At 38.9% G+C, this 26,978-nt stretch carries 26 protein-coding genes; 11 read left to right on the forward strand and 15 right to left on the reverse strand.

What is annotated here, in order from left to right:
• Positions 1 to 58 precede the first annotated feature (58 nt).
• Positions 59 to 373: a hypothetical protein gene (locus AC27JP_RS10045; protein WP_487114609.1), complete on the forward strand. Its 315-nt coding sequence runs from the start codon at positions 59 to 61 to the stop codon at positions 371 to 373.
• A gap of 71 nt (positions 374 to 444) precedes the next feature.
• Here AC27JP_RS10045 and syd read toward each other — a convergent pair whose 3' ends face one another.
• Complete coding sequence (gene syd / locus AC27JP_RS10050) at positions 445 to 1,023, reverse strand: SecY-interacting protein (RefSeq protein WP_487114611.1); 579 nt, start codon at positions 1,021 to 1,023, stop codon at positions 445 to 447.
• Between the two features lie 72 nt (positions 1,024 to 1,095).
• Between syd and queF the strand changes: the two genes are divergently transcribed.
• The 7 genes from queF to AC27JP_RS10085 all read left to right on the forward strand — a co-directional run bounded on the left by queF (position 1,096) and on the right by AC27JP_RS10085 (position 8,940).
• Positions 1,096 to 1,947, forward strand: a complete 852-nt coding sequence (gene queF / locus AC27JP_RS10055; protein WP_487114613.1) for an NADPH-dependent 7-cyano-7-deazaguanine reductase QueF — start codon at positions 1,096 to 1,098, stop codon at positions 1,945 to 1,947.
• 185 nt (positions 1,948 to 2,132) lie between these two features.
• On the forward strand, positions 2,133 to 3,767 hold the full coding sequence (locus AC27JP_RS10060; protein WP_487114615.1) for a GGDEF domain-containing protein: 1,635 nt from the start codon (positions 2,133 to 2,135) through the stop codon (positions 3,765 to 3,767).
• A 24-nt stretch (positions 3,768 to 3,791) separates the two neighbouring features.
• The gene (ppnN, locus tag AC27JP_RS10065; RefSeq protein ID WP_487114617.1) at positions 3,792 to 5,138 is read left to right on the forward strand and encodes a nucleotide 5'-monophosphate nucleosidase PpnN; all 1,347 of its coding nucleotides are present in this window, start codon (positions 3,792 to 3,794) and stop codon (positions 5,136 to 5,138) included.
• A gap of 5 nt (positions 5,139 to 5,143) precedes the next feature.
• On the forward strand, positions 5,144 to 5,965 hold the full coding sequence (gene xni, locus AC27JP_RS10070; protein WP_487114619.1) for a flap endonuclease Xni: 822 nt from the start codon (positions 5,144 to 5,146) through the stop codon (positions 5,963 to 5,965).
• Between the two features lie 146 nt (positions 5,966 to 6,111).
• Positions 6,112 to 6,489 (forward strand): DUF3192 domain-containing protein, encoded by a 378-nt coding sequence (locus AC27JP_RS10075; protein ID WP_487114621.1) that lies wholly within the window; start codon positions 6,112 to 6,114, stop codon positions 6,487 to 6,489.
• 352 nt (positions 6,490 to 6,841) lie between these two features.
• Positions 6,842 to 7,849: an isocitrate dehydrogenase gene (locus tag AC27JP_RS10080; RefSeq protein ID WP_487114623.1), complete on the forward strand. Its 1,008-nt coding sequence runs from the start codon at positions 6,842 to 6,844 to the stop codon at positions 7,847 to 7,849.
• A gap of 305 nt (positions 7,850 to 8,154) precedes the next feature.
• Complete coding sequence (locus AC27JP_RS10085; RefSeq protein WP_487114625.1) at positions 8,155 to 8,940, forward strand: hypothetical protein; 786 nt, start codon at positions 8,155 to 8,157, stop codon at positions 8,938 to 8,940.
• A 75-nt stretch (positions 8,941 to 9,015) separates the two neighbouring features.
• On the opposite strand, the gene rlmM is transcribed toward AC27JP_RS10085, so the two are convergent.
• From rlmM to AC27JP_RS10105, 4 genes are read right to left on the reverse strand one after another with little or no spacing between them, the layout of a single operon-like run.
• Positions 9,016 to 10,101, reverse strand: coding sequence for a 23S rRNA (cytidine(2498)-2'-O)-methyltransferase RlmM (gene rlmM, locus AC27JP_RS10090; RefSeq protein ID WP_487114627.1), 1,086 nt, complete (start codon positions 10,099 to 10,101; stop codon positions 9,016 to 9,018).
• Between the two features lie 5 nt (positions 10,102 to 10,106).
• A complete protein-coding gene (locus AC27JP_RS10095) occupies positions 10,107 to 10,508 on the reverse strand; it encodes a DUF423 domain-containing protein (RefSeq protein ID WP_487114629.1) in 402 nt (133 codons plus the stop codon).
• Positions 10,495 to 11,166, reverse strand: coding sequence for an alpha/beta family hydrolase (locus AC27JP_RS10100; protein WP_487114631.1), 672 nt, complete (start codon positions 11,164 to 11,166; stop codon positions 10,495 to 10,497). Before AC27JP_RS10100 ends, AC27JP_RS10095 begins: the two co-directional genes overlap by 14 nt.
• The gene (locus AC27JP_RS10105; RefSeq protein WP_487114633.1) at positions 11,166 to 12,083 is read right to left on the reverse strand and encodes a transcriptional regulator GcvA; all 918 of its coding nucleotides are present in this window, start codon (positions 12,081 to 12,083) and stop codon (positions 11,166 to 11,168) included. Before AC27JP_RS10105 ends, AC27JP_RS10100 begins: the two co-directional genes overlap by 1 nt.
• 282 nt (positions 12,084 to 12,365) lie before the next feature.
• On the opposite strand from AC27JP_RS10105, the gene AC27JP_RS10110 reads away from it, so the two are divergent.
• Positions 12,366 to 12,632: a hypothetical protein gene (locus AC27JP_RS10110; protein WP_487114635.1), complete on the forward strand. Its 267-nt coding sequence runs from the start codon at positions 12,366 to 12,368 to the stop codon at positions 12,630 to 12,632.
• Positions 12,633 to 12,746: 114 nt separating this feature from the next.
• On the opposite strand, the gene tmpT is transcribed toward AC27JP_RS10110, so the two are convergent.
• From tmpT to AC27JP_RS10125, 3 genes are all read right to left on the reverse strand, one after another.
• On the reverse strand, positions 12,747 to 13,400 hold the full coding sequence (gene tmpT, locus AC27JP_RS10115; RefSeq protein WP_487114637.1) for a thiopurine S-methyltransferase: 654 nt from the start codon (positions 13,398 to 13,400) through the stop codon (positions 12,747 to 12,749).
• Between the two features lie 63 nt (positions 13,401 to 13,463).
• Positions 13,464 to 14,516, reverse strand: a complete 1,053-nt coding sequence (gene sohB / locus AC27JP_RS10120) for a protease SohB (RefSeq protein WP_487114639.1) — start codon at positions 14,514 to 14,516, stop codon at positions 13,464 to 13,466.
• A 222-nt stretch (positions 14,517 to 14,738) separates the two neighbouring features.
• Positions 14,739 to 17,162: a VolA/Pla-1 family phospholipase gene (locus tag AC27JP_RS10125; RefSeq protein WP_487114641.1), complete on the reverse strand. Its 2,424-nt coding sequence runs from the start codon at positions 17,160 to 17,162 to the stop codon at positions 14,739 to 14,741.
• A 282-nt stretch (positions 17,163 to 17,444) separates the two neighbouring features.
• Here AC27JP_RS10125 and AC27JP_RS10130 point away from each other — a divergent pair, with 282 nt between their 5' ends.
• Entirely contained in the window at positions 17,445 to 18,182 is a 738-nt protein-coding gene (locus AC27JP_RS10130; RefSeq protein ID WP_487114643.1) for a YciK family oxidoreductase, read from the forward strand.
• Between the two features lie 118 nt (positions 18,183 to 18,300).
• Here AC27JP_RS10130 and fadD read toward each other — a convergent pair whose 3' ends face one another.
• From fadD to AC27JP_RS10165, 7 genes are all read right to left on the reverse strand, one after another.
• Positions 18,301 to 19,956, reverse strand: coding sequence for a long-chain-fatty-acid--CoA ligase FadD (gene fadD / locus AC27JP_RS10135; RefSeq protein ID WP_487114645.1), 1,656 nt, complete (start codon positions 19,954 to 19,956; stop codon positions 18,301 to 18,303).
• A 169-nt stretch (positions 19,957 to 20,125) separates the two neighbouring features.
• Positions 20,126 to 20,980, reverse strand: coding sequence for an alpha/beta fold hydrolase (locus AC27JP_RS10140; RefSeq protein ID WP_487114647.1), 855 nt, complete (start codon positions 20,978 to 20,980; stop codon positions 20,126 to 20,128).
• A gap of 41 nt (positions 20,981 to 21,021) precedes the next feature.
• A complete protein-coding gene (locus tag AC27JP_RS10145) occupies positions 21,022 to 21,711 on the reverse strand; it encodes a M50 family metallopeptidase (protein ID WP_487114649.1) in 690 nt (229 codons plus the stop codon).
• Positions 21,704 to 22,081 (reverse strand): hypothetical protein, encoded by a 378-nt coding sequence (locus tag AC27JP_RS10150; protein WP_487114651.1) that lies wholly within the window; start codon positions 22,079 to 22,081, stop codon positions 21,704 to 21,706. The genes AC27JP_RS10145 and AC27JP_RS10150 overlap by 8 nt, the downstream gene beginning before the upstream one ends.
• Before the next feature lie 110 nt (positions 22,082 to 22,191).
• Positions 22,192 to 22,881 (reverse strand): tRNA (adenosine(37)-N6)-threonylcarbamoyltransferase complex dimerization subunit type 1 TsaB, encoded by a 690-nt coding sequence (gene tsaB, locus AC27JP_RS10155; protein WP_487114653.1) that lies wholly within the window; start codon positions 22,879 to 22,881, stop codon positions 22,192 to 22,194.
• Positions 22,882 to 23,016: 135 nt separating this feature from the next.
• Positions 23,017 to 24,960, reverse strand: coding sequence for a DNA repair helicase YoaA (yoaA, locus tag AC27JP_RS10160; RefSeq protein ID WP_487114655.1), 1,944 nt, complete (start codon positions 24,958 to 24,960; stop codon positions 23,017 to 23,019).
• Positions 24,961 to 25,093: 133 nt separating this feature from the next.
• A complete protein-coding gene (locus AC27JP_RS10165; RefSeq protein ID WP_487114657.1) occupies positions 25,094 to 25,423 on the reverse strand; it encodes a hypothetical protein in 330 nt (109 codons plus the stop codon).
• Positions 25,424 to 26,019: 596 nt separating this feature from the next.
• On the opposite strand from AC27JP_RS10165, the gene hisG reads away from it, so the two are divergent.
• On the forward strand, positions 26,020 to 26,919 hold the full coding sequence (hisG, locus tag AC27JP_RS10170) for an ATP phosphoribosyltransferase (RefSeq protein ID WP_487114659.1): 900 nt from the start codon (positions 26,020 to 26,022) through the stop codon (positions 26,917 to 26,919).
• Positions 26,920 to 26,978: the final 59 nt, after the last annotated feature.

Raw genomic sequence — 26,978 nt, forward strand, 5'->3', positions numbered from 1 at the left:
AGACAGCATTAGTATTTTTCGCTAAAATATTGCCACTTATACATCTGAATTGTGAATTATGACTATATTTGATGAAATATCCATCATTGCCAATAAACTTGCCAATCAAGGTAAAAGCCCCAGTGTGGCATTAATTAAAGCAAGGTTAAGCCAACCGGTACCACTACCAAAAATCATCGAGGTACTGAAAAATTGGCAACACGATCCCAAGTTTGTTGCTAGTAAAAATGAAAAACCTGCTGAAACAACCGAAAAAGTAACAAATCAAGCGACAGAAGAAATATCCCAAGAGGTTGCAAAAGCCTTAGTTCCTATTCAAAATGAATTAAAAGAAATAAAAGCACTTTTACAGCAGTTAACAAACAACAAGTAGAAAATCAGTAAAAATAAGGTAGCTAAGCGTAGAGGAAATAATTGCCTAGCTATCATTTTGTATAACAGTTTTTAGCTCTCAAGTTGACTTGGCGGCAAGCGTGGAGATAGTGAACTAACAAAATCAGCCAAGCTATCTGCTAGTTTCTTATGCGCTTCACTGCCGACTTTTTCAACCCAAACTTCACCCGATTCATTATCTAATGAAATAATATGGTCATCATCATCCGTAACCGCAAAAAATATCGTTAGTTTTTGTTTAAGCTTATTTTTCATTAAAATATGACCAATAATATTTTGCTGCAAACGAGCAAAATCATCTTGATTCCATGCAAACAATAACGATAGATCACCCTCTTCACAATATGCATCCAAGGAATCACAATAAATTGTTGAAAAATAATCTTTAATATCATTGTGTATTGTCATTTCCAATGCAGATTCAACATTATCAAACGATAAGTCATCCATGACTTCCACCGGTTGCCACAAGGAATAAAGCTCTTGATGAATTCCTTGTTCACACGGTGAAGGCCAATTCTCATCTCGTTCAGTAATGGGTAAATGTTGAAACTTTTTCAGGTACCCTTGGGTATATTCTTGGGAAAAATTTTTCACTGCCTCAACCACAGAGGCATTTGATATTTTCATCTAAACACTAATTCCTATAAAATAACGTCAATATTGAATAAATAGCACAACCTAGAAGAAGCTACATAAAACATGAGCACTTATCAAAACGCCAAAGAACTTAGTAATTTAACGCTAGGGAAAACAACTGACTATTGCAGCCAATATAACGCAAAATTGCTTCAAGGGGTACCAAGAAGCTTAAACAGAGACGGATTAGGGCTTAATGCTAAGAGCCTCCCCTTTAGCGGTGAAGATGTCTGGTATGGCTACGAACTTTCATGGCTAAATAGCAAAGGCAAACCTGTCGTTGCTGTCGCTGAATTTAGATTTCCCTGTACCAGTGCCAACATCATCGAGTCTAAATCTTTCAAACTGTATTTAAATAGCTTTAATCAAACAAAGTTTGATTCATGGCAAAGTGTCGAAGATGCGCTAACCACAGACTTATCTCTAGTTGCCGAAGCAGGAGCAAAAGTTAAACTTTTTCCGGTTGACCAGTGCCCTGCTCTCGAAATTCAAGATAGCCCTGCCGTTTGCATTGATGATTTAGATATCGAGATCCATGACTATAAGCTTGAGCCTGAAATATTGGCATCAGCAACTCACGCTAACGCAATAACTGTTTCTGAACACTTAGTATGTCACTTATTAAAGTCGAATTGCTTAATCACCAACCAACCCGATTGGGCGAGTGTTTACATTAAATACACTGGCAAAAAAATATCTCATGAGAGCTTGCTTAAATACCTCATTTCATTTCGTCAGCACAATGAGTTTCATGAACAATGCGTAGAGCGTATTTTTTGTGATATTCAACGTTTTGGTCAAGTTGATGAACTAACGGTTTTTGCCCGCTACACTCGACGAGGTGGCTTAGATATCAATCCATTTCGCTCGACGCTTAACGAAAAAGCACCAAATTTAAGAACAATTCGTCAATAACTCGAAATAACTGCACAGTTTTTCAGCAACCAGTAGAAGTTTAGCGACTTCTGCTGGCTTTTTATACGGTTATGTTTATTATTAGCGTATAGTTGTATAAGGTTTTAACATTACTCATAAAACCTTATTTTGATTTAGAAAATTTAGTGTTTTATTTTTAAATATCCAGTTAGGGAAGATTTTTTATGGGCGACAATACCATTGCGGAACAAACCATCAGCCACTTGAAATCAAAGCTTGATGCCGCTATTAACGCTCGTAGTGAACTTGAAGAAGAGTTTAGTGCACAATCTGCTTTACTTACCAACTTTATCGGTAAGCTTTCTCAAGCCTGTAAAGGAATTGATAAATTATTAGACAATAAATTAGCAAAATTGCGAGCGTCACTAAAAAGTGCAACTAGCTTCGCTGACTTAGAAAATGAAATTAAAACCATCTCACAGCTGTTGCAGCAACATTCAGTGCAAAATGACAAAAACATCAAAAAAATGCACGAGCAGTTGCAAGCTTCTGGCATCAGTTTACAAAAAATTAGAAACTTGTCAGCAGCAGATCGTAAACAGTTAAAACTATTGGTTGAAAATAATCAGCAAAGTCAAGATTCATTAATTCAATACGTGCCGTTATTAAGTGAATTTATTGTATTTTATGAAGCCGCATTAGCAGCTAAAGACAAAACCCCAAGCGTTGGCTTGTTAAATAAAAACAATGCTGTTTCAGTAGAAAAAATTAATAAAGTTGATGCTAGCATTAATCAAGCTGAAAGCGGAAACTCCCAACAAGTTGCGTCAAAAGAGCTATTAGTTCGATTTGACTCTATTCTCAACAGCTTGGTGATGTCAGCAAAACACAAGGCTGATATTAAAAAAATAAAATCCAGCTTAAATGAAAATATTTCAAATCACATGCTGATGACAAAATGTTTGAATGTTTTCGATCTCATTATTGAAGATGTTAAACAAGAACGCAGTACAGCGAAGATTTTTTTATCGACCTTAAGCGAAACCTTAGCGACAGTACAAGCTTCGGTTAGCTCAACCATAGCGTCAAATTCAGATTCAAATAAAAAGCAAGACAAGATAAATAAAGAGCTGCACGAAAAAATTAATGAAATGAGTATCGGCATCAAGCAAGCAAATTCATTAACCGATATGAAAGAAGACGTTAATGATAAGCTCCTGCATATTGCTAAAACATTAGAAAAGAAAACGCAATTAGAAGAAAAACAACGTCAAGCACTAGAGAAAAAATTAAATAAAATGTCTGCACAAGTTGAGCAGCTTGAGCAACAAAGTCAAAATTTTGAAAAGCGTATTCAAGAGCAACAAGCAAAAAGTCTGCAAGATGCTTTAACTAAGCTAGGCAATCGCGCCGCCTTTGATGAACATTTTGCTCGAGAAATTGTTCGCTTTCATCACAAAAACTTTGATTTAGCGATAACTGTTATTGATTTAGATGATTTTAAGCGTATCAATGATACCTATGGCCACACTGCTGGTGACAAAACACTACAAGTTATAGCGAATACCTTAAAAAAAGTTGTTGGTAATGAAGCCTTTATTGGCCGCTACGGTGGTGAAGAGTTTGTCTTGATTTATAGTGGTGTCGATAAAATCACTGTTATTAACAAGCTCAACATATTACGCAAAAAAGTCGCTAGTTTACCATTTACCTTCAAAAATAATCGCGTCAGTATCACCTTGTCCATTGGTGTGTCTTTAGTTCAGCAAGACGACAATGTTCATTCCGCATTTGAACGTGCCGATGATGCTTTGTACAAAGCCAAAAAAGACGGAAAAAATAGAGTTATTTACGGATAAAATAATTATCGAGGAGGTCGAGCTATGCATACCCAAATAAACCCAGTAGGTAATATGAACCTACTATCCCAAGCTGAAGTCGATCATTTACAACAATCAGCAACGAGTAAGCTTTACAATCTCTATCGAAATTGTTCCCTAGCGGTGCTTAATGCCGGTAGTCATACCGATAATGCCGAAGATATTTATCAACAATTTCTCGACTTTCAAATTCAAGTGTTACGCCGTGAAAGAGGCGTAAAATTGGCATTAAATAATCCGCCAGAGCATGCCTTTGTTGATGGTGCCATTATTAAAGGTATCCAAGAACACCTATCTGCCGTGTTACGTGATATTTTATTTATCAATAATCGTTATGATGGCGCTACTGAATGCAAAGATAGTGCAACTGACATCACCTTTGATATTTTACGAAATGCCAATGCCATTATTCCTGACAGTTCCCCAAACTTGATCACCTGTTGGGGCGGCCACTCCATTAATAATACTGAATATAAATATACCAAAGAAGTTGGTTACCAATTAGGCTTGCGCGGCTTTAATATTTGTACGGGTTGTGGCCCTGGCGCCATGAAAGGTCCAATGAAAGGCGCCACTTTTGGCCATGCAAAACAGCGTAATACAACCGGTCGTTACATCGGCTTAACAGAGCCTAGTATTATTGCCGCTGAGCCACCTAACCCAATTGTTAATGAATTGGTGATCATGCCTGACATTGAAAAACGCTTAGAGGCGTTTGTCCGTATGTCGCATGGCATCATTATCTTCCCAGGTGGCGCAGGTACTGCTGAAGAGTTACTTTATATTCTTGGCATCATGCTTAATCCACAAAACCAATCACAAAAACTACCGATTATTTTAACTGGGCCACGTGAGAGCGCCGAATATTTCGCACAAATAGATAAATTTATTGCCGCAACTCTTGGTGAAACTGCACAACAACTTTATACCATCATTATTGATGATCCAGAGTTAGTCGCAAAGACCTTTAAATCAACCACTGAAGATGTCGTGGCTCACCGTAAACATACCGGCGATTCATATCACTTTAATTGGTCGTTAGTTATTGAAGCGGACTTTCAACACCCTTTTGAGCCTGATCACGACAATATGGCCTCGTTAAATTTACATTATCAACAAGATATAGCTTCATTAGCTGCCAACTTACGCCGAGCCTTCTCGGGTATAGTTGCTGGCAATGTCAAAGCTAATGGTATCAAGGCGATACGAGAACATGGGCCATTTGAAATTAGTGGTGATAAAGAAATGATGACCTTAATGGATACCCTATTAAATTCTTTTGTGAAGCAACAACGTATGAAGCTTCCAGGTAGCAAATATATCCCTTGTTATAAGGTTATTGAAGGTTAAGTTTTATGGCCGTACACTTGGTATTAATTGATGCATTAAACTTAATTCGAAGAATATACGCGGTTCAAGAGCGGCCGTTCTTAATGAATAATGAATTAGCTGAAAATACCAAGCAACAAGTATTATTCAATACCGCTAAGGCCTGTGAGCAAGCACTCAGTAAAATTATTGAGCAATTGCTCCCCAGTCACGCGCTCGCGGTATTTGACTCGCAAAACCCTTGCTGGCGCTATGACATTTATCCTGATTACAAGAAAGGGCGTAAAAAAATGCCCGAGCACTTGGCTAACAAGCTCGCTGATATTCAAGATTCATTTATGAAAAAATTTGTCGACTCGCTGATATCAGAAGAAGATGAAGCCGATGACTTAATTGCAACATTAGCCGTAAAGGTCGCCCTAAGAGGTCAAAATATTACGATTGTTTCAACTGATAAATGCTTTTTATCACTATTAAGCCCTAATATTAAGGTATACGACTACTTTAATCGCCGCTATTTAGATGACGAATATGTGATAAACAAATTTAATGTCAAACCTGATAAGTTAATGGATTTGTGGACATTAACCGGCGATAGCACCAATAAAATACCTGGTGTGGCTGGTGTTGGACAAGTCACTGCATCCAAGTTGCTTAATCAGTATGGTTCAATAAAAAGCACCTTAGCTGCCGATGATCTAAAAAATAGCATCCGAGAAAAGCTAGAGCAACACAAAGACCAAATAGCACTTAGTAGACAACTACTGACATTAAAGCTCGACATTCCCCTAGGATTTAATTTAAAAGATATTAGATTACCTTGTGAAAATGCACTTGCCAGCACTTAACATTCTGGTAACATCGCCAATATTACTTTCTAATGCGACTAATCACCTTTAAAATAAGACAGAATCGCAGCCAGAAATGAAAATTTAAATTATAGTTAGTAAAATATACCAGCTAAAACCATTGTAGAAAGGCTCAAGGAAAAAAAGTGAATAAAAAAGTCATTGTTAGAATACTAATTGCGTTAGCTGTATATGGCGTTTTTGTTGGCTTAGTTGTTAATTTTTATGATGACAGCCCAGCCAAAATGCAATGGGAAGATCGAGAAGCCTACAATCGACAATTTATCGCTAAACTAACTTTAGAAAAATTTAATTTTGACAGTGCAATTGAACAACTGGGTAGCCCGGATATTACCGAAGCTAAGATTGTTGATAATATTCGCTATCAAGTGAGTTTCTACCGCACTCAACACGTAAAATCAGATGGCATAACCACCCAAGACGAATGTACCGCGCTATTATTCGCTAATGGTATTTTAACTGCCATTGGTAAAACGGCGTATCAACAGTTCCAAAGCTTATAACGTTTTTATGCAGTTACTTAATAGTTAGCTCAGTTTTTCTCCAGAAATCATTATTAATCAACTGCTAAGCAATACTATAAATACCTGTTCATCAATGTTAAAGTTCGACAAAAGTTATACATTTCAATTTATTACAACAAAAACGTCAAATTCTGCAATAAATAAGACTAAAGTTTAAGTGCAAATTTCACTAACTGCTCCGATTAGTTGCTATAATTGCCAATATTAATGCGACTAAATCTATTAAAGCGGTGCTAGATCAAGAATCTCGCCGTCTATTTGTTGTATGTTTAATCAACAAATTTCGATTCTCGTCACTCACGAAAAGTAATATTCAAAAGGTAATAAAACAATGGCTAAACAAACCATCACGGTAATCCCTGGAGACGGCATAGGTCCAGACATTATAGACGCAACAATTAAAGTACTAGATAAAGCAGGTTGTGATTTTGAATATGAGTATGCGGATGCCGGTTTAACCGCACTAGAAAACCACGGTGATCTTGTTCCTGAGTCGACATTAGATCTAATCAAGAAAAACAAAGTCACTTTAAAAGGCCCACTTACCACACCGGTAGGCGAAGGTTTTACTTCAATTAATGTTACCTTGCGTAAGCAGTTCAAATTATATGCTAACTTACGCCCTGTACTTTCTTTTAAAGGCACTAAAGCTCGCTATGAAAATATCGATATTTTAACTGTTCGAGAAAACACGCAAGGTATGTATTCAGGTGCTGGCCAAGTGGTTTCTGAAGATGGAACACAAGCAGAAGCGATGAGTATCGTGACACGCGAAGGCGCTGAAAAAATACTAACGTTTGCTTATGAAACTGCCCGCAAAGAAGGTCGAAAAAAAGTAACAGCGGTACATAAAGCTAACATTTTAAAATCAACATCTGGCCTGTTCTTAAAAGTTGCCCGTGAAGTTGCTGCTCGTTATCCTGAAATTGAATCAACAGAAATGATTGTTGATAACTGTTGCATGCAGTTAGTGATGAATCCTGAGCAATTCGATGTCATTGTTACCACTAACTTATTCGGCGATATACTTTCTGACTTATGTGCTGGTTTAGTTGGTGGTTTAGGTATGGCACCAGGCGCTAATATTGGTGAAGATTGTGCAATTTTTGAAGCCGTTCATGGTAGTGCACCTGATATTGCAGGCAAAAACTTGGCAAACCCTACTTCAGTCATTTTAGCTGCACTGCAAATGCTAGAGTACTTAGAAATGAGCGATAAAGCTGACAAGATCAGAACAGCACTAACTGACGTCATTGCCACAGGTGATCGCACGACTCGCGACTTAGGCGGCACACACGGTACTACTGACTTTACCGATGCAGTACTAGAGCGTTTGTAAAAACACACTAATTATCAGCAATAAAAACCAAGCTTAATGCTTGGTTTTTTTATGCATAACGACAAACTACAAATTGCGAGCACAACGCACGCTAATAATTTTATAGCTATGAATTAGCAATTATAAAAACGACAACTATACTAGGGAATGTTTTGCGATGGCTAAATGCACATTGTTAAACAATAAGCTGTAATACCACACTATTCCAAAGAGGACGGTAGCCGTATTAGATGTCGTTAATTGCCGGTATTTACAAATAGATAAAGCTCTTCTTGGATAATATATTGAATAAAAAAGGACTTTTTATGAAACATATTGCCGTTAAAATTTTTGCCCTACTGCTAGTTTATGCTACAGCATTCACATCGAATGCCTCACTAATCAATTTTGATTTACTGGCACCAAATTCAAGTTCACTCATTAACTATGAAAATCAGCATCACAACGCTTTTTCTAGCAGCGAAGATGCTTTTCAAATTTATCAACGAGGTGTTGATAGCGATATTGCCGCCTCACTATTAGATGATAGTAATATTGCCGCTTCTGATAGCTTGGGGATCATAGACAGTAGTAACCATCAGAATTTTTTTGGTATCGTTGATACCGTCAACCCCGATAATTCGACAACCTTTGCCACGGCAACTTGGCAAATTGATATTAGTAATTTAACCATGTTAACGTTTTTAATTGATATGGCGGCGATGGGAGACTTTGAGGATAGTGATGAATTTTGGTGGCGATATAGCATTGACAATGCTCCGTTAGTAACCGTTTTTCAAGGATTAACAGATGAAAGCACTTCATACGACTATACTTTAGAAAGTGGCAGCGAAATATCACTTTCAGACCCTATATCAGTCGACTCCGTATTGCTTAACAATGAATTTCAACATTTTTCTTCAGCATTAGCCGGCTCTGGAAATTTACTAACCTTAGAATTAACTGCAAAAGTAAACGGGGGAAGTGAAGCAATAGCTTTTCAAAATGTCCAACTACAAGGCAGTTTGCAAAATATCTCAGTTAATGAACCTAACGTATTACCGATATTACTTTTAGCATTAGCCCTGCTCTTTAGAAAAATAGGAGGCTAATAACTAAAATACCCGTCATTATGGCTAATAGTATAATGACGGGCACAGAAATAGCGCAACTTATTTAAATTCTGGCTACAACTCTATCGGTGCTGGTGATAATAAGCGGGCATGTACGGTAATTTCTTCACGATCATAATATAGGTGTTTAGCATACAACTCATATTTTACTTTATAGGTTGAAAACGCATCTTTGATGCTTTGTAAGTCTTCTGTAACTTGCTGGTATCGCCCTTTCATCGGCAATTTCAAATTAAATATTGCTTCCTGACACTGGCCTTTCAATAACCATTCGCTCATTAATTTAGCAACGCGCTGTGGCTTTTCAATCATGTCACACACTAGCCAATAAACATTCTGCTTTTGTGGCACATATTTAAAGCCATCCATCATCCGGTGTTTAACTTGTCCGGTTTCCATTAATGATTCAGCCATTGGACCGTTATCAATAGACGTGACCATCATGCCGCGACGAACTAATTGATAAGTCCAGCCACCTGGCGCCGCCCCTAAATCAACGGCATTCATACCAGAAGTTAAGCGTGTTTCCCACTCATCGCGTGGAATAAAGTGTAAAAAAGCTTCATCTAATTTCAATGTCGAGCGACTTGGTGATGCGTTAGGGAATTTCAAACGAGGGATCCCCATTACATGCGCTGAGGTATTATGCGCAAGCGAAAAACCAAAAATAACTTCTTTGCCAGAAAGAAATAAAGCATGCAAAATTGCACCATCTTTATTGCCCTTTTCCGTCAATACTTTATTTTTTCTTAACGCTTGGCGTAATGGCACCGCTAATTTACGACAAAACTTAGAGAGTTCTTTGCCATCATTAGTATCCGGTGTTTCCATGCGTAAATCCGCATACTGCCATTCGTTACCCAATGCTTCAACTATCGTTTCAACACGATTATAGTCAGGTAATTCAATTTTTTCAGTTACCGTCATAAACCATTGGCGAGCAAAAATCAGACGTCGTAATGGCATCTTGTTCATCAATGCCTCACCTTCTGCGGGATTATTTAGGTGAAAATAAACCACACCTTGGTTTTTGGTCAGCTGCAAATAGCCATACACTTCGGTCCATGCCGCTTTTTCTTGAATTTCTGCGCCACATTCTTTTTCAAATCCTGGGCGACAATATAAAACTATTGCAGTCATTTAAATTAATTACCTAACTTATGTTGAAACATTTTTGCACCAGCATAACCAAGTAACAGCCAAGCAAGTGCAAATGAAAGCCCACCTGAAGGGGCCAATTTTCCGATCATGGTCACATCGAAAAAGGTTTTAATATATAAACTACCACTAAACAATATAATACCTAATGCAAAAAATATCGCGGCAAATATCAGTACAATGTTGCGATGAACCTTGTATAAAATAATCGTTAATATTAATGCAAGTGTATGAATAAATTGATATTGAAGTGCTATCGACAATCTATCTTGTAGTGCAAGTGGTAACGCTTGTCCGCCATGCGCTAACCAAGCGCCGAATAATACCGAAAAACAGCCACTGATACCAACAAATAGTGTCAGAAGCTTCGCTATTTTAACTGTATTCATCAATAAACCCCTTCATTTTTAATACGGCTGAAGCTCGGTGTTGCTTTAAGGTAAAGCCCGATTTTACTCTTGGCTTTAAATCATGGTCGCCGTCGGTAAAAAAATGAACCTGACACTTAACAGAAAAATCATAACTTTCAATTTCGGTTTCACTACCTAAAGCATCCCGTTGACCTTGTAATATCAAAATCGGTAATTGAGTTTCTTGTAATGGTGTTAAACGTAATTTATCCAACTTTTTAACCGGATGAAATGGATAGCCTAGGCATATCACACCTTGCAGCTGATGTTTTGCTGTGAGTTCTTTGTCACTCGCAATAGTAGCAGCAACTCGGCCGCCCATAGATTTACCGGCAATAAAAATAGGCAACCGGCTGTTAACACCAGCTAACACCTGCTGATAACATGCAATTAATTTCGGCATTCGGTCGGGTGGTCGTCTTTTTCCATCAAGTTTACGCTTATCCATATAAGGGAAATTAAATCGTAGAACATTCAATTGCTGCTTATTTAATAAACGAGTTAGCTCGGTTATATATTCATGTTCCATGTCGGCACCAGCGCCATGGGCAAATATAACTAATGCTTTCGCGTTATCAACTGTGTTTAAAATTTGACGTATTTCTGGCAAGTCTTCAATACTGTTATTTTCAGCCATTAGACAATCTGCCCTTCTTCTAATAATTCTTGTTCATCTGCCACTGTTTTCAACACCCATTCACGAAAGGCTGAAATTTTTCCTAGCTCTACTTGTTGTTCTCGACAGACAATGTAGTAAGAATTTTTGCTAACAAGCACTTCATTAAACGGACAAACTAAGCGTCCAGAGTCAATGTCTGGTTTGGCTAAAACACTATGCGCTAAGGCAACCCCTTGGCCATGAATTGCTGCTTGTACCACCATCGCAGAATGACTAAATATTGGGCCATGATTAACATTACCACCTCGAACATCAACATGTTTAAACCAACGTTTCCAATCTCTGCGTGAGGTATCATGCAATAAGGTATGATTTGCCAGATCCGCGATTTTTTTCAATGGTTTTTTACCTGCCATCAATAAGGGTGAGCAAACAGGAATTAAATACTCGGTATGCAATTGTTCCGCATGAATACCACTCCAACGCCCACGACCATAATATATGGCAATATCAACATCTTCAGTTAATGAGTTTTCGGGTTGATCAACGGCTTTGATTCGCACATCTATATCAGGATGTAATAAATTAAAGGTATTAAGTCGCGGTACCAACCACTGAATCGCAAAGCTTGGCTGCAAACTAACCGTTATCGCACCTTTTGCACCACGTGCTAGTAGCCGCTCCGTTGCTTCATGCAAAGAGTTAAAAACATCTTTAATATCTAAATAATATGATTGCCCTTCTTCGGTCAACAACAGAGCGCGATTTTTACGCATGAATAACTTTATGCCTAAATTATCTTCCAAGGCTTTTATTTGATGACTTATCGCCGCCTGAGTGACGAATAATTCTTCTGCGGCACGAGTAAAGCTCAATTGTCTAGCCGAGGCTTCAAATGCTCTCAAAGCGTTTAATGGTGGGAGTCTATTGGCCAAGTTACACCTGTATTTTCAAATAAATGATAAATTGCGACTGCATAATTCATCATAATAGCGACATAAGTAGTCGGATTAGTTTTTCTAATGAAAAACATTATAAATTGTCATTTTAAAAGTTACCAGCTTTACCGTAATATACTCGCCATAGATGAAGGACTTCATCTTTGCCCCGCACTGAGCGGGTAGAAAACAAACAGGCTCCCAACCCTTGTTTGCACGTGAAAAGAAAAAGTCCCAAAACATCTATAAGGACTATTGACGTTTTATTACAGGTGACTTATGAACAACATTTTAAAATTATCAGCTATTGCTGTTTTAGCTTTCATGGCAAACAGCAGCCAAGCAACAGAATTAGTAAAAGTACAACCAACTAATACAGTTGAATTTTTGGAAATTGCTAAAGTAGATTTAGCACAATCAATCAAGCTTAACACGGTAGAGATTAACCCTATCGAAAAATTGGCTCGTACTCAAGTAGCGATGGCAAGTGCTAAAGCTGAAAAACACCATGATGTAAGTGTTAAAATTTCATCTCTTGCCGAATAATCATAGTTTGGTAACAAATTAATTTCTCTAGAATTAATGCTCGCAATAAAAAAGGTGCCATTTGGGCACCTTTTTTGTTTTACCGCACAAATACTATGTAGACTCTTGGCTCTTTTAATCGGCCAAGGTAATGATATAGAGCTTCTCCGTTAAATAATCAACATCAAAACGTCTCTGGGCAAACTGTTTATCCGCTACATCCTTGGTCGCCACACAAGTTATTTTATAACCTAAAAACAATTCAGCAACATCATCAGACGTTATGGAAAAAGGAGGCCCTTCTAATTGCTTCTGTGGAAACTCTACCGTTACCAAAAATAGTCGCGTATTAGCGGTAAAGAAATGCTGTAAATGTGCAACATATTGCTGTTGCATTAGCTTAGGTAAGGCAATTAATGCCGCTCGGTCATAAATCCAATCAAAAGGCCCTGTTATATCCACAGATAGCTTAAAAAAATCACCTTGCAACAAGGATACATCAGGACAAAAATAATGTTTAAAATCACCAATACTGTCTTGCTGATATTCAACATCGTTTTCAATAAAGAAATCTCGACAGGCAATATTACTTAGCTCGTTTCCCGTTACCTGTAAAAACTGAGCTAGGTACGTCATATCGAGTGATTTGCCGCACAAAGGCACGAAAACACGTTTATCTGAAGGTAAGCACATGGGCTTAAAGTATTCAGTTAAAAATGGGTGTATTTGCTGTTGATGGAATCCTAACGAGTTCCGTTCCCAACACTTATGCCAAAAACTACTTTTCATACTTATGCCTAAAGCATTTTAGTTTAACCTAAGCCTACATTTAGCATGCTTAGGTTATTAAGCTTAACTTGGGAAGATACGGTTATTTTGCCAAACTTTGCTAATAATGCTGTCGAAAGATAAAGACGCCGCTTTTGAAAGCTTCTCTGCTAAACCTTTTTTCGTGGCATATTTAATTTGTACAAGTTTGTGAGATTTGCAGCGTGCTTGCAGGTAGTCATCACTGGTCTGTAATTCATCAACTAAACCGAGTTCTTTAGCTTGTGTACCAAACCAATGTTCACCTGTTGCAACTTTGGCAATGTCTAACTCAGGTCTATGTTCACTAACAAAGTTTTTAAACAGAATGTGAGTTTCTTCAAGCTCTTCAATAAACTTTTCGCGACCTTTATCTGTGTTCTCACCAAACATAGTAACGGTTCGCTTAAACTCTCCTGCCGTAAATTGTTCAAAATCAACATCATTCTTTTTAAGTAGTTTGTTGAAATTTGGCACTTGAGCGATCACACCGATTGAACCAATAATAGCAAAAGGTGCTGACACTATTTTATTTGCCACACAGGCCATCATGTAGCCACCGCTAGCAGCGACTTTATCTACCGATGCGGTTAATGGAATATTGTGCTGGCGAATGCGATCTAACTGCGAAGACGCTAAGCCATAACCATGTACCATACCACCGCCACTTTCCAAACGTACAAACACTTCATCGCTTGGTTTTGCTACCGTCAAAATGGCTGATATTTCTTCACGTAAAGAGCTCACTTCCTTGGCATCAATACTACCGTTAAAATCAACGACAAATAATCTCGGTTCCGCTTCCTTCTCATCCGCCGACTGATCTTTCGCGGCCTTTTTATCGGCTTTAGCTTGCTCTTTCGCGGCTTTTTTATCTTGCTTTTCTTTTTCCTTTAACTCTTCTTTTGATAGTAAATGATGAACAATATCCTCTTCAACTTCTTTATATTGCTCTGATAAGTCGGTAATTTCCAATTCGCCTTTTTTACCACCTTGCTTCATCGCTGAAGAAGCTATGGCAATAATAATAGCAATAACAGCGACAACAAAAGTAATTGCTTTAGCTAAAAACAATCCGTATTCGTACAAAAATTCCAATGTTTTTCTCCTAAGAAAAAACTCTACTCTATATATCACAACGACATACTTATTAAACATAAGCGCATTGCATCAATTCTTGGTTAATTATATGGGGGTTAAGTGAAAAAATAAAAGGCCTAATTGCGACATTTTATTACGACACAAGCGTTTAGAAGATATGAAAGGCAAATAAAAAAGCCCTCAAATGAGGGCTTTAAATTTAAACATTAACTGTAGTAATTATTGTTGAACAACAGCCGCATCAGTTACTTTAATTAATTGCCCCATTGAGGCAAAGAATGTCGCAACTTGCGTTTGCATTTCTTGGGTTGCTCTGCCACTTAATTCAGCATCAGGCGATGCTGCATTCGGACGCGGGTCCAGAATTGAACTATGGTGGCCATTAACAAACCTAACAGCACCTGAGCCATTTGTATCTTCACTAACGCCAGCTAAACCTAACAATGCGATAGCAGGCTCTGTTCCACCCATAGGCGTAAATGGTGCTGTATTGGTTACCGTTTGGTCAGACAAATTATCAACGCCGTTACCAACGACTTCAATTAAATGAGTTGGCGTGTTAGTAGCAGCTAATGCCTGTACATAAGCAATTGGGTCGCCTGAATCCGTCACGGTTTGTGCAGCAAAAGTAAACTGAGCAAAACCCGCATCTAGAGTCGCTTTTTGTGTTGCATCTAAAGCGTCATAAAAAGCAAAGTAAAAGTCACTTAATTGCTGCTGTGTATAATCAGCAGGTAAATTTGCTTCAACCGCAGCTTTAAAGTCCGGAGATAACTCTAGTGTTAAGTTAGACTTAGCTAAACCTTCAAATGCTGGTGACTCGATACCAAAGTTAGCCAACATTAAGCCTGGCATAGCCAGTGATGTACTGGCAATTTTGAATAAGCCGTCAACTTGAGGGTCTAAACTTGTATTTGCTAACCCAACAGTATTCATACCGTAAATGCCGCCTAATGAATGACCTAAAAGGTGAACTTTAGAGCTATCGACTTTAATTGGATTTCCGTCGCCGTCAACACCGCCTAAAAAGTTAATACCTAAACGTAAACCTAGTAAATCAGCGGTACTTTGACGGGTATTATCACGCATAGTTAACATGCTAGCTAAGTTTACATAATGCAACGTTGAAACTGTGCTGGTATTGATATCATCAATGCCGTCACCGTTTAAATCAAAGCCACGGCTACCATGTAATGGTTGGTCAATAGCAATGGTCGCAATACCATATAAAGATAACAAGCCTGTAATTGGTAACATTTGTTCTTTAGTCGAAGTAATACCATGCACTAACATGGCAACTGGCCAGCCATTTTCTGGCTCTTCAAGTGCTAGCAAGGGATTACCTTCACTATCTGTCATAGTTGCACGTATCGCATTCGCTACAGCTAGATCAGGCGTAGTCATCTGTACATCAATTGGTAACATGGCAGTAGTAGCTGGAATTGGATTGAATTTAGTTAAGTTACGTTCAGCATCAACTGCAACAACAGAGCTTAAATCACGTAAACCAAAATTCATACAAAAGCCGTCATTCGCATCCAATGGTCCGGCTGGAATAGCACTTGGGTTTGTTGCAGCTAGACCTGCTAACGTAGCGCCTGAATCACAACGAGCACGCCACCAATCATTTGCAGGTGCTAGTGGATTTTCAGCCGACGGTATACCAGAGTAATAAGGTAAGGTGATTGAACCACGGAAATAGTTAGCAGAAGAATATAATGGCACTAAATCAGCAGGAATTAAACCATCAAGCACGTTTGCCACTGACATACCGGTATCAGCGATACCAATTGCCGGTGTTCCGGCTAGAGCGTCAGCCAACATTTGTGGTACACCAGCAGCCAATAATGATTTAACGGTACTTAAAACACGTGTTGTTGACTGCGTAGTCATCGCCGCACTATAAATTAGCGTATCGCTATCAACACCTGCAGCAACTAATGCCGCTTCATAGCTATTGACTGTGCCTTGAAGTGCTAGCTGTGATGCATTACCTAGCGGCAAAGTATTGATATCTTGACGTACTAATTCATAGGTACTTGAGCCCGCAACCGCCTTACCGTTATTATCACGTAGGCTATTGGTCATTGCCATGATGTAGGTTGTTTCGGCTTTCAATGGCTGCATTGGGATAACACTAACATTATTACCTGATGCTTGTGTGACGAAATCTTGGCCAAAGGTTAACTCACCAACAATTTTACACGCTAAACCACGAGTAACAGAAGTACAGTCGCTATCATTTGCGTCTCCACCCATCACAGCTTCAAAAATACGAACAGCAGAAGGGTCGACACTGGTCGCGTCTAAAGAGGTGCCTGCTGGGAATTCAATCGCCAATGAAAATGGTTGCGATATTGACCAGCCGTCAAGCGCACTAATTGCCACAAAAGGGTCTGAACCATCTAAAGGGTCATCAACAGGTATTTCTAGAGTACCGTCAACAGTACCGGAAAAAATTAGATCATTTGGAATAGAAAGTCCGGCAGCGCCAGCACTTGGGTCAAACTTAACACGAGCTGTTGGAGTAACGGCGCTACCATTATCCACAACTTCTTTTTCAACGTCTTTTATGGTTTCGTCGTCACAAGCACTTAAACCTAATGTGCTGGCAATTGCGAGACTGAGTACTAGCTTTTTCATTTTATCTCCCCACGGACTAGTCTTTTATTTTTATAAACTTAACTATTTTTTAAGAATATGTTTTTATTGTTCTATAGTTTTGTTGACTTTTATACCTATCCTAGCATTAATTTCAACTTGTTAGACCAGTTAAACTTAACTCAAGAATAGATCAAGTGCTAGTGATTTTTTGATTTATTGTTAGTTTTTGTTAATGAATTGTAGTTTAAGGTCAAAAACACTCGTCAGCATAGTGCTGAAAGTAGTAGAATTATCAGCAAATTTTATTAGCAATTAATTCAGATGTTTGACTACTCAATTACCCCACAAGTTTTAGCGAACAAAACCATACTTATCACAGGTGCTGGCGCAGGCATCGGTCGCCAAGCCGCATTAACTTACGCTGAGTTAGGTGCAACCGTTATTTTGTTAGGAAGAACCGTCGCAAAGCTTGAAGCGGTATATGATGAAATATTAGCAAACGGTCACCCTGAGCCCGCTATTGTGCCACTAGATATGAAAGGTGCCACTAAACAAAACTACATCGACTTAACCTCCACTATTGTTAGTCAGTTCGGCAAACTAGACGGCGCATTACTTAATGCCTCAATGTTGGGCGAGTTAACGCCATTTAACCAAATTCATCAGCAAATTTGGACGGACGTTATGCAAGTGAATGTTAATGCACAATTCTTAATGGCTCAGGCATTATTACCGGGATTATTAAAAGCAGAAAACGCGTCATTAATCTTTACCTCTTCAGGCGTTGGCAATAAAGGTAAAGCTTATTGGGGAGCCTATAGTGTTTCTAAGTTTGCTACAGAAGGTATGATGCAAGTTATTGCCGATGAATACGAAAATACGTCATTAAGAACTAATGCCATTAATCCTGGTGCAACGAGTACGAATATGCGCAATAGCGCCTACCCTGCAGAGAATAAAGACAGCATTGCCTCACCAGAAGATATTATGCCGCTTTATGTGTATTTAATGGCGGATGATAGCAAAGCGATAAACGGCCAACGATTAAACGCACAATAAACCGTTGCAATATAAACTTAACTAACAAATTCGTTTTGATGTTTATGTTTAACGTAATTTTAGACAATAAAAAAGGCCAACAGTAAGTTGGCCTTTTTTCTATTTTGATTTAGTAGAATTAACGCAGCTCGCGACGCAATATTTTACCAACATTGGTTTTCGGCAGGTCGTCACGAAACTCGACAATTTTAGGGACTTTATAATTTGTTAAGTTTTCACGACAATGCTTAATAAGATCTTTTTCGGTTAGTTCAGGATCTTTACGAACCACAAATATTTTCACCACTTCGCCACAAACGTCATGTGGAACGCCAATAGCAGCAGCTTCTAATACCCCTTCATTACTGGCAACAACTTCTTCAATTTCATTTGGAAATACATTAAAGCCAGAAACAATGATCATATCTTTTTTGCGGTCAACAATTTTGAAGAAACCTTGCTCATTCATACAAGCAACATCACCTGTTGCTAACCAACCATCTTTAAGAATTTCATCAGTGGCTTCTTGACGATTGTAGTAACCTTTCATAACCTGCGGGCCTTTAACCCACATTTCACCCGCCTCATCAACACCAGCGTCACTGCCATCTTCTTTAACGATACGTATATCGGTCGAGGATGCCGGCAAACCAATGCTACCACTGTAGTGTGTTTGATTATATGGACATAGCGTCACTAACGGGGCACATTCCGTTAAACCATAGCCTTCAAGTAAGCGGGTTTTGGTGACACTTTCCCACTTTTCGGCAACCGGACGTTGCACCGCCATACCACCACCAAGTGATATTTTTAAATTAGCAAAACTAAGTTCACTAAAACCTGGCGTGTTTAACAAACCGTTAAATAGCGTATTTACTCCGGTAATGGCAGTAAAAGGATATTTCGCTAACTCTTTAACAAAACCCGGCATATCACGTGGATTAGTAATTAATAAGTTGGTTCCACCAAGGGTGATAAAGGTTAGGCAATTCGCGGTTAGTGCAAAAATATGGTAAAGCGGTAGCGCGGTTACCACAAGCTCGGCACCGTATTCCAATTGTGGCTTAATCGCTGCTTTCGCTTGCTCTAAATTAGCAACCATATTGCGATGCGTTAGCATAGCGCCTTTTGAGACACCTGTGGTACCACCGGTATATTGTAGAAAAGCTAAATCTTCGCCACTCAGTGAAACCGCCTTAAATGACGACTTATAGCCTTTTGCCAATGCCTTATTAAAATGCTCGGCATTGGCAATTTTAAATGCCGGAACCATTTTCTTAACATATTTAACAACACCGTTAACAACCGCGCCTTTCACTTTACCTAAGCGATCACCAAGCGAAGTTAAAATAACTTTTTCTACCGGTGTTTTATCAATAACCTTTTCCAAAATACTGGCAAAATTTTGAATGATCAAAATCGCCTTGGTATTGGAATCTTTTAATTGATGTTCTAATTCGCGCGCAGTGTAGAGAGGATTGACATTAACAACAGTTAAGCCAGCCAACAAGGCACCAAACAATGCAATAGGATATTGCAAACAATTTGGCACCATGATGGCAAATTTATCGCCTTTCACTAGCCCTAAATCATTTTGTAAATAGGCAGCAAAGGCAGTGGCTTGTTGAGCAAGTTCACGATAGCTGATCTCCGCGCCCATGTTAATAAACGCAGCTCGTTCTGCATATACCTCAGTATATTTATGGAACATATCAACGATTGAAGCGTATTTATCAGGGTCAATATCAAATGGAACGCCAGGAGGATAACTCTTCTCAAGCCAAATTTTTTCCACAGTGCCTTTCCTCTTTTATTTCTTATTCTTAATTTTAATGATACGTTTTATCAAATTTTCACTGGTCGATCCAGTAAATTTAAACACTTGTTTAAATTTAACGCGAAATTACTTAATTCAGTATAGATTAACTGACTACAAAAATACTCTGTATATAATCTTAATTATCTTATTTGACGAAGTTAGCAATCAGCTTGGCCGTTTTTTCAGCTTGTTCCATATGAACATGATGACCACCGACAAGTTCGTGGCATTCTAATGAAGTAAATAATCCACCAAACTCCTGCAATCCAAGGCTTACCATATCCATACCTTTATTGCCATATAACAGTTGCGTTGGAGCTTGAATATCAGTCATTATTTGCTTAACCTGAGCCATACTAAATCGGTACGGCGAAGTCGCACGCAAGCGACTATCAGAGCGCCATTGATAACCCTTTTCGGTATTTTCGATACCTCGACTTACAATCAACTGAGCATTTTCCGTACTTAAATCCGACACTGATGTTCGTGCCGCAACCGCTGAAGTCATGCTGGGGTGATAACGAATATTTTTATCACTGCGGGATAACCTACTAAACATGCCTTTGCGCAATTGGCGGGTAGTCTCTTTGCTATCTATGGCCAATAATCCAATAGAATCAATCAAGGTTAATGACTTAACATATTCTGGAAACGCAGCAGCAAATGCTGAAGCTACCATCCCGCCCATTGAATGGGCGACGATATCAATTTCTGACCACTGTTGTGATTGAAACAATTGCACCAGATCGTATAGCCAATCAAGAAAATGATAGTGTGCATCTTCACTGCGGTGGCTTGACAAACCATGACCCGGCCAATCAATAGCGATCAGATGAAATTCATCAAGGTAAGGGAACAGTGGTTGAAAGCTCGCGGCATTATCCAACCAACCATGTAAACACAATAATTTAGCTGCACTATCATTACCATTCGTTAACGCGGCAATTTTTTTTGAACCTATACTAAATTCTATTTCTGTTATCTTGTTAGGTTGCAACATCTTTGTCTCATATTCATTGCCTTTTAAGCAATGTACTTAAACTAGCGTGTAAATTTAATTTTACTTAATCGATATGTCATAAAAAGTGCCGCACTAAACCAAATTATCACCCAGACAATTTCAGGAATTAAGGTGATGTCAGCTAATGCCGCCCCATCACCCCGAGCTTGGCCATCAAGTAAATATAATGGACTCATTAAGCTATTAATTAACACTAATAAACCAGTGACTTGCAATAGTTTTTGCAAAATATTATGCGATGAAAATTTTAATTGTGCCGCTACTAACAAAATAAGTACCAAGACAATAAACAATGTCAGTAAGTCTCTAACCCATAACAAAATACTAGCACTGAGTAAGCACAATAAAATGATTGAAAAAGCGCGGGCAATATTACGATGCATAGACGCTAACGAAAATAGCAATCCGCCCCAAAGAATTGCACCACCATAGCCCATTAAACTGATCAGAAGTGTTGAGCCACCACGAGTAGTACATAAGCCAGCACCGTTAGGAAACAGCTGTATTTGTACGATAGTGCCGCCGGTTATTATTGCCGTTAAACCATGGCTAATTTCGTGAAAATAACTTTCTAGCCACTTAAAAGGAATTGAAACGATGGGAATTTGTAATACGATTAACGCAAAGGCAAATAACAACCAAAATTGATATCTTGCTTGAAAACTCAATTTTTTTTCTGGAGGTAAGAAATTTTTAGATAGCTCAGGCAAACAAATCGACGCCAAAAACTTGTTGAATATTATCGCGTTGAGCAATTGAGTCTACCGACTGATAAGCCGCAACAGCTGACTGATTTTGGCTAGACGGTGCGTCGTAACGACTATTGTCATTATTGCTGCCACTGCTTTGTTGCTGGCTGGCATTATTAAACGGCTGTAACTGTTCCCGTTCAATTAAGGCAATGGCTTGTTCATCAATATCAAAACGCTGCTGTGCATTTGCATCCGCTTGAGACTTTTGTGCTTGGTTTTCTTCACGTGCCACAGCGCGAGTACGTTGCTCTTGAGCTTGTACTGAACTAGGGGCGCGAACCGGTAAGTTTGCGCTGCTTGCTATGTTTGAAGAATTGTTCACTTGCATACGGGGTAATCTAACAAATTTTAATCAAAGTGAAAATAGTTTTATTTATCTTCACATTATAAAATTAACTTGGGATAAGGCCTGACAAATGCTTTATTACAAGTTAAAAACTACTCTCGTCCGGGAAGTTTCTTCCACGATACCGTATCTCGCACATATTTCGGTTGAGCGTGTTCTGCGTCAACACTATGTTGAGCAAAATCGATTTTACCAATTGCTAACATGGCTTGAGCGGTTGGAAATAATATTTCAGGCGAACCAGCGTTTGCTTTCAATGTCGCTAACTCTGTATAAGCATCCCAGCCCGTACCAACACCATAGGCAGGTAAAGATAAGTCCTTATAATATTGATTTACTAACTCCGGCTTTAACACAGTTTCTTCAGTTTTAGCTTGCATTATGCCTTGGTCATCTGCTTCAAAATAGCAAGTATAAACTTCCGACATACGTGCATCTATTGCCGCAATAACGCGACGTTCGCCTTTATCGATATACGCTTGTTGCGCCATCGCCTGCAGCGTTGAAACACCGCGCGCGGCCAATTCAGCTGAAAAAGCCAAACCTTGTGTTACGCCAATACCAATACGCACACCGGTAAAACTGCCCGGTCCTTGACCAAAAATAATACCATCAAGCTCAGCTAACTTGCAGTTGGCTTGCTTTAAGACATTATCAACCATAGGTAATAAACGTAAGCTGTGGGACTGAGGGCAGAGCTCATATTCACTGAACTGCTTATCATTAAATGTTATTGCAACTGAACATGCTTCAGTTGAGGCGTCGATGGCCAAAAAATTCACGTCAAAAAACCTTTTTAAAGTTCGCATTATTTCTTGCGGGCGAGTTTATCACTATTTTTACTGATGTTTGAGCAGTCTTTACATTAAGTGTTAATTATTATGCAAATTAATAGATAATATCTTGGTATATCAGCATTAACTTAGTTTTGATAAAAAATCAGCAGCTTGACCAATATCTCGGCTACGCTTCATTTCCGGTAAACTTTTTAGGAACACTTCGCCATAAGGACGATTAACCAACCTATCATCACATATAACCAGTACACCATTGTCACTAACATCACGAATTAGCCGACCAACGCCCTGTTTTAACGCAATAACGGCTTGCGGTAATTGAATTTGAGCAAATGGGTCTTTACCTTGGCGTCGAACATCTTCACTGCGCGCCTGTAATAACGGGTCATCAGGCGAAGCAAAAGGTAATTTATCGATAATGACACAGGTAAGTTTATCACCACGCACATCAACTCCTTCCCAAAAGCTTGCCGTGGCGAGCAATACCGCATCTCGCTGCTCAACAAATTCTTCCAGTAACTTACGCTTGCCCATTTGCCCTTGTACTAACAAGGGGTTTTCAATTTCTTCAGCCAATAATTCAGCGACTTGGTGCATCACTCGGTAACTGGTAAATAGCATAAAACATGCCCCAGCACTTGCTGCAATTAACGGTTTTGCTAACTCACCTAACGCTTTGGCTCTATTTCTATCATTAGCAGCCGGTAAATAACGCGGGATTATCAGTTGAGATTGTTTGCCATAATCGAACGGGCTATCTAGTAGTAAGCTTGCTGAATTCTCTATGCCTAAGTGACGTGAGAAATGTTTAAATTCGCCATCAACTGCCAGCGTGGCTGAGGTAAAAACCCAACCCGCCCCCGACTCCTTAACATAGTTGCCAAACTTATCGGCAACCGATAATGGTGTTTTATGCAACACCACATGACGAGGAGTGGTTTCGTACCAAAAACTCATGCCCATGGCATCAACATCGGCCATTATTTCGTACTGAGTTAATAAGTTAACCGCACGATCAAAACAATTATCTATCGCTTCATTACGAGAAACACAAAGCTTAATAACTTGATAAAGAAAGTCTAAATCAGTTTTAAGTAAGGCAAAGGCGTGTGAAAATCGTTGTTGCTGATGTTTTTCTCGCCAGTTTCCTCGCTCGGGATCATAGTTAAATAATAAGCGAAATTCTTGACTGGTTTTCAATAGCTTCTCTGCCGCTCTACCCAGCTGTTTGACGTCAGTTAATTCACTGCGATAAACCTGCAAAACATCCGTACATAAATCGAGTAATTGCCGTGTTGAAAACGCTTCACCAAAATATTCACTGGCAATATCAGCAATTTGATGGGCTTCATCAAATATCATCACGTCAGCCTTTGGGATCAACTCTCCAAACCCCGTATCTTTTAATGCCATGTCGGCAAAAAACAAGTGATGATTAACCACCACTAGATCGGCATCAATCGCTTTTTCGCGTGCTTTGATTAAGTAACAATCATCTATATTTGGGCAATCTTTTGCCAAACAATTATCAACCGTGCTGGTCACAAACGGAAAAACTGGCGAGCCTTCAGTTACATTGACCACTTCACCAATATCACCACTTTGCGTGCCATTAGCCCAGGCCCGAACTTTAACAAAATCTGCCAAAGTTTGTGCGTCGAGCTGGCCTCGCGATTGCTGATATTGTTCTAAGCGATATAAACAAAGATAATTAGCCCGCCCTTTTAATAAAGCGACTTGTGCGTTACTGGCCAGTGCTTTACGAATTAACGGTAAGTCTTTATGAAATAGTTGTTCTTGTAGGTTTTTTGTCCCTGTAGAGACAATAATTTTTTTCTGCCCTTGATCACGCTCAGCATCGGCTTTATTCGCCAACAAAGCAGGAATTAAATAGGCAAAAGTTTTGCCTGTGCCTGTTCCGGCCTCCACCACTAACGAACTTTTTTGTTCGATAGCCTTAGCCACTTCGAGTGCCATATCAAGTTGAGCTTGACGAGGAGAAAAGCCATTAATCGCTTTAGCTAAGACTCCTTGATGTGAAAACGCGTGTTCTACAGCACTCATTAAGAAAAGGTATAAAGGAATTTGCGCTCATTATACCCAAGCCACTTTAAGATGCGAGTTGATATTTATCGAAATATAAAGTTTAACTGCTTGGAAAGTTAGTGAGATAAAACGATTAATTCGCTAAAAAATGTTAAACAAAAATATCTAAATGGGGTTTGTCATCTTTGCTGGTTTTACTCTCAACATCATTATCATCAAAGATATCTATATTCTGACCAGTATTATCAGAAGGCACAGGAGAAGGTTCAATAACACTATCAGGTTTTGCCTCTACCGCTTGCTCTTGCTCACTTTCACTGTATGACGGTTTTTTATAATAATACTCATGATCTTCTAAACCTTGAATATCATCCGAAACCCCCGTTGCTGCGGCTTCTTTTGCTAGCGCTTTCACTTTTAAATTTGCACGTTTAATCGGCACGGGAACAACACGTGTTAACGCCGTAGTAAAAATATCCATGCTTGCCTCCCGTTATTAATAACGCGCTATTGAGTAAATTTAAAATATGCACTGAGATTATTGCATAGCCTTGCTTCTTTATCGACAATCAAAAGAAAAGCTTTAATAGTCCCGCATACTAGTTCTTAGATCGAAAGCAAACTAACTTAGTTCAAAATATAATATCGATGCAAAATTAAACACTTGCTCTAGTGATAAAATCAACGTAATGTAAAAACATAAATTAAAGTAACTACTTTAATTTATCTACGAGCTTTTGTTTAACATACATTAAGCAAAGCCATTTTAAACTTACAGCAAATTAATGAAATACTAATAGAGTAGACAACAAATGATATTAAACCTGATTGCCATCCATCTTCATCACCATCATACGGATTAGCTGCTCAGGTTTATTCGCTGAGGGGCTATGAACCTTTCAGCGGTGTAAGATAAATAAAAATTAATTTCTAAACCCCCGAAAGAGTTCACCTCTCTCGGGGGTTTTCGCATTTTTATGGCCTTAGAATTGTATATACATGATATTTTTTGAGCAATTTTAACAACAAAAAAAGCGACTAAATGAAGACAGAATTTAAAATTTAATAGGAAAGAACATGACAACAGAACCACGTTTACGCATCGCAATGCAAAAATCAGGTCGCTTAAGTGAAGACACCCAAGCCTTATTAAAACGCTGTGGCTTAAAGCTCAACGTATCAGATCGCCGCTTACTCGCCCACGTCACCAATATGCCTATCGATATTATGCGAGTACGCAGCAGTGATATTCCAGGTTTGGTGATGGACGGCGTATGTGATTTAGGGATTGTCGGCGACAACACCTTAGAAGAAACCGCGTTAGAGCGCGAATTAATGGGGCAAAAATCACAATACATTCGCACCTCAGGCTTAAACTTTGGTGGCTGTCGATTATCCATCGCTATGCCAGAAGGCTTTGAATATCAAGGAGTACAAAGTCTCGACGGCCTGAGATTTGCCACCACTTACCCGCAGCTACTAAACCGCTACGCAAAAGCCAATGGCATAAATGTTGAGTTTTGCTTATTGAAAGGCTCTGTTGAAGTGGCGCCTCGTGTTGGCCTATCTGATGGCATATGTGACTTAGTCTCTACCGGCGCAACACTAGAAGCCAATGGTCTTGTTGAAGTTGAGGAAATTTTTCGCTCAAAAGCCTCACTTATTCAAACCGCTGATGCTTTGGCACCGGAAAAACAAGCCATTCTCGATACCTTATTGCCACGTATTCAAGGGGTAATGAAAGCCAAAGAAAGTAAGTACATTATGTTGCACGCGCCGAAAGACAAAATTAACCAAGTTAGCGCGCTAATGCCAGGCAAAGAAACACCAACGATTCTGCCATTAGCAGGTCGAGACGATATAGTTGCCGTGCATGTTGTTGCAACTGAAACCTTCTTTTGGGAAACCATGGAGCAACTTAATGCCTTAGGTTGTAACTCTATTTTAGTGATGCCAATTGAAAAAATGATGGGATAGGAAAAGATTCAGTGCGAATTATCTCGACAACATTTGCACTGAACAATAACCCACTAAAG

Source organism: Colwellia sp. SU-HH01172, from assembly GCF_057553355.1.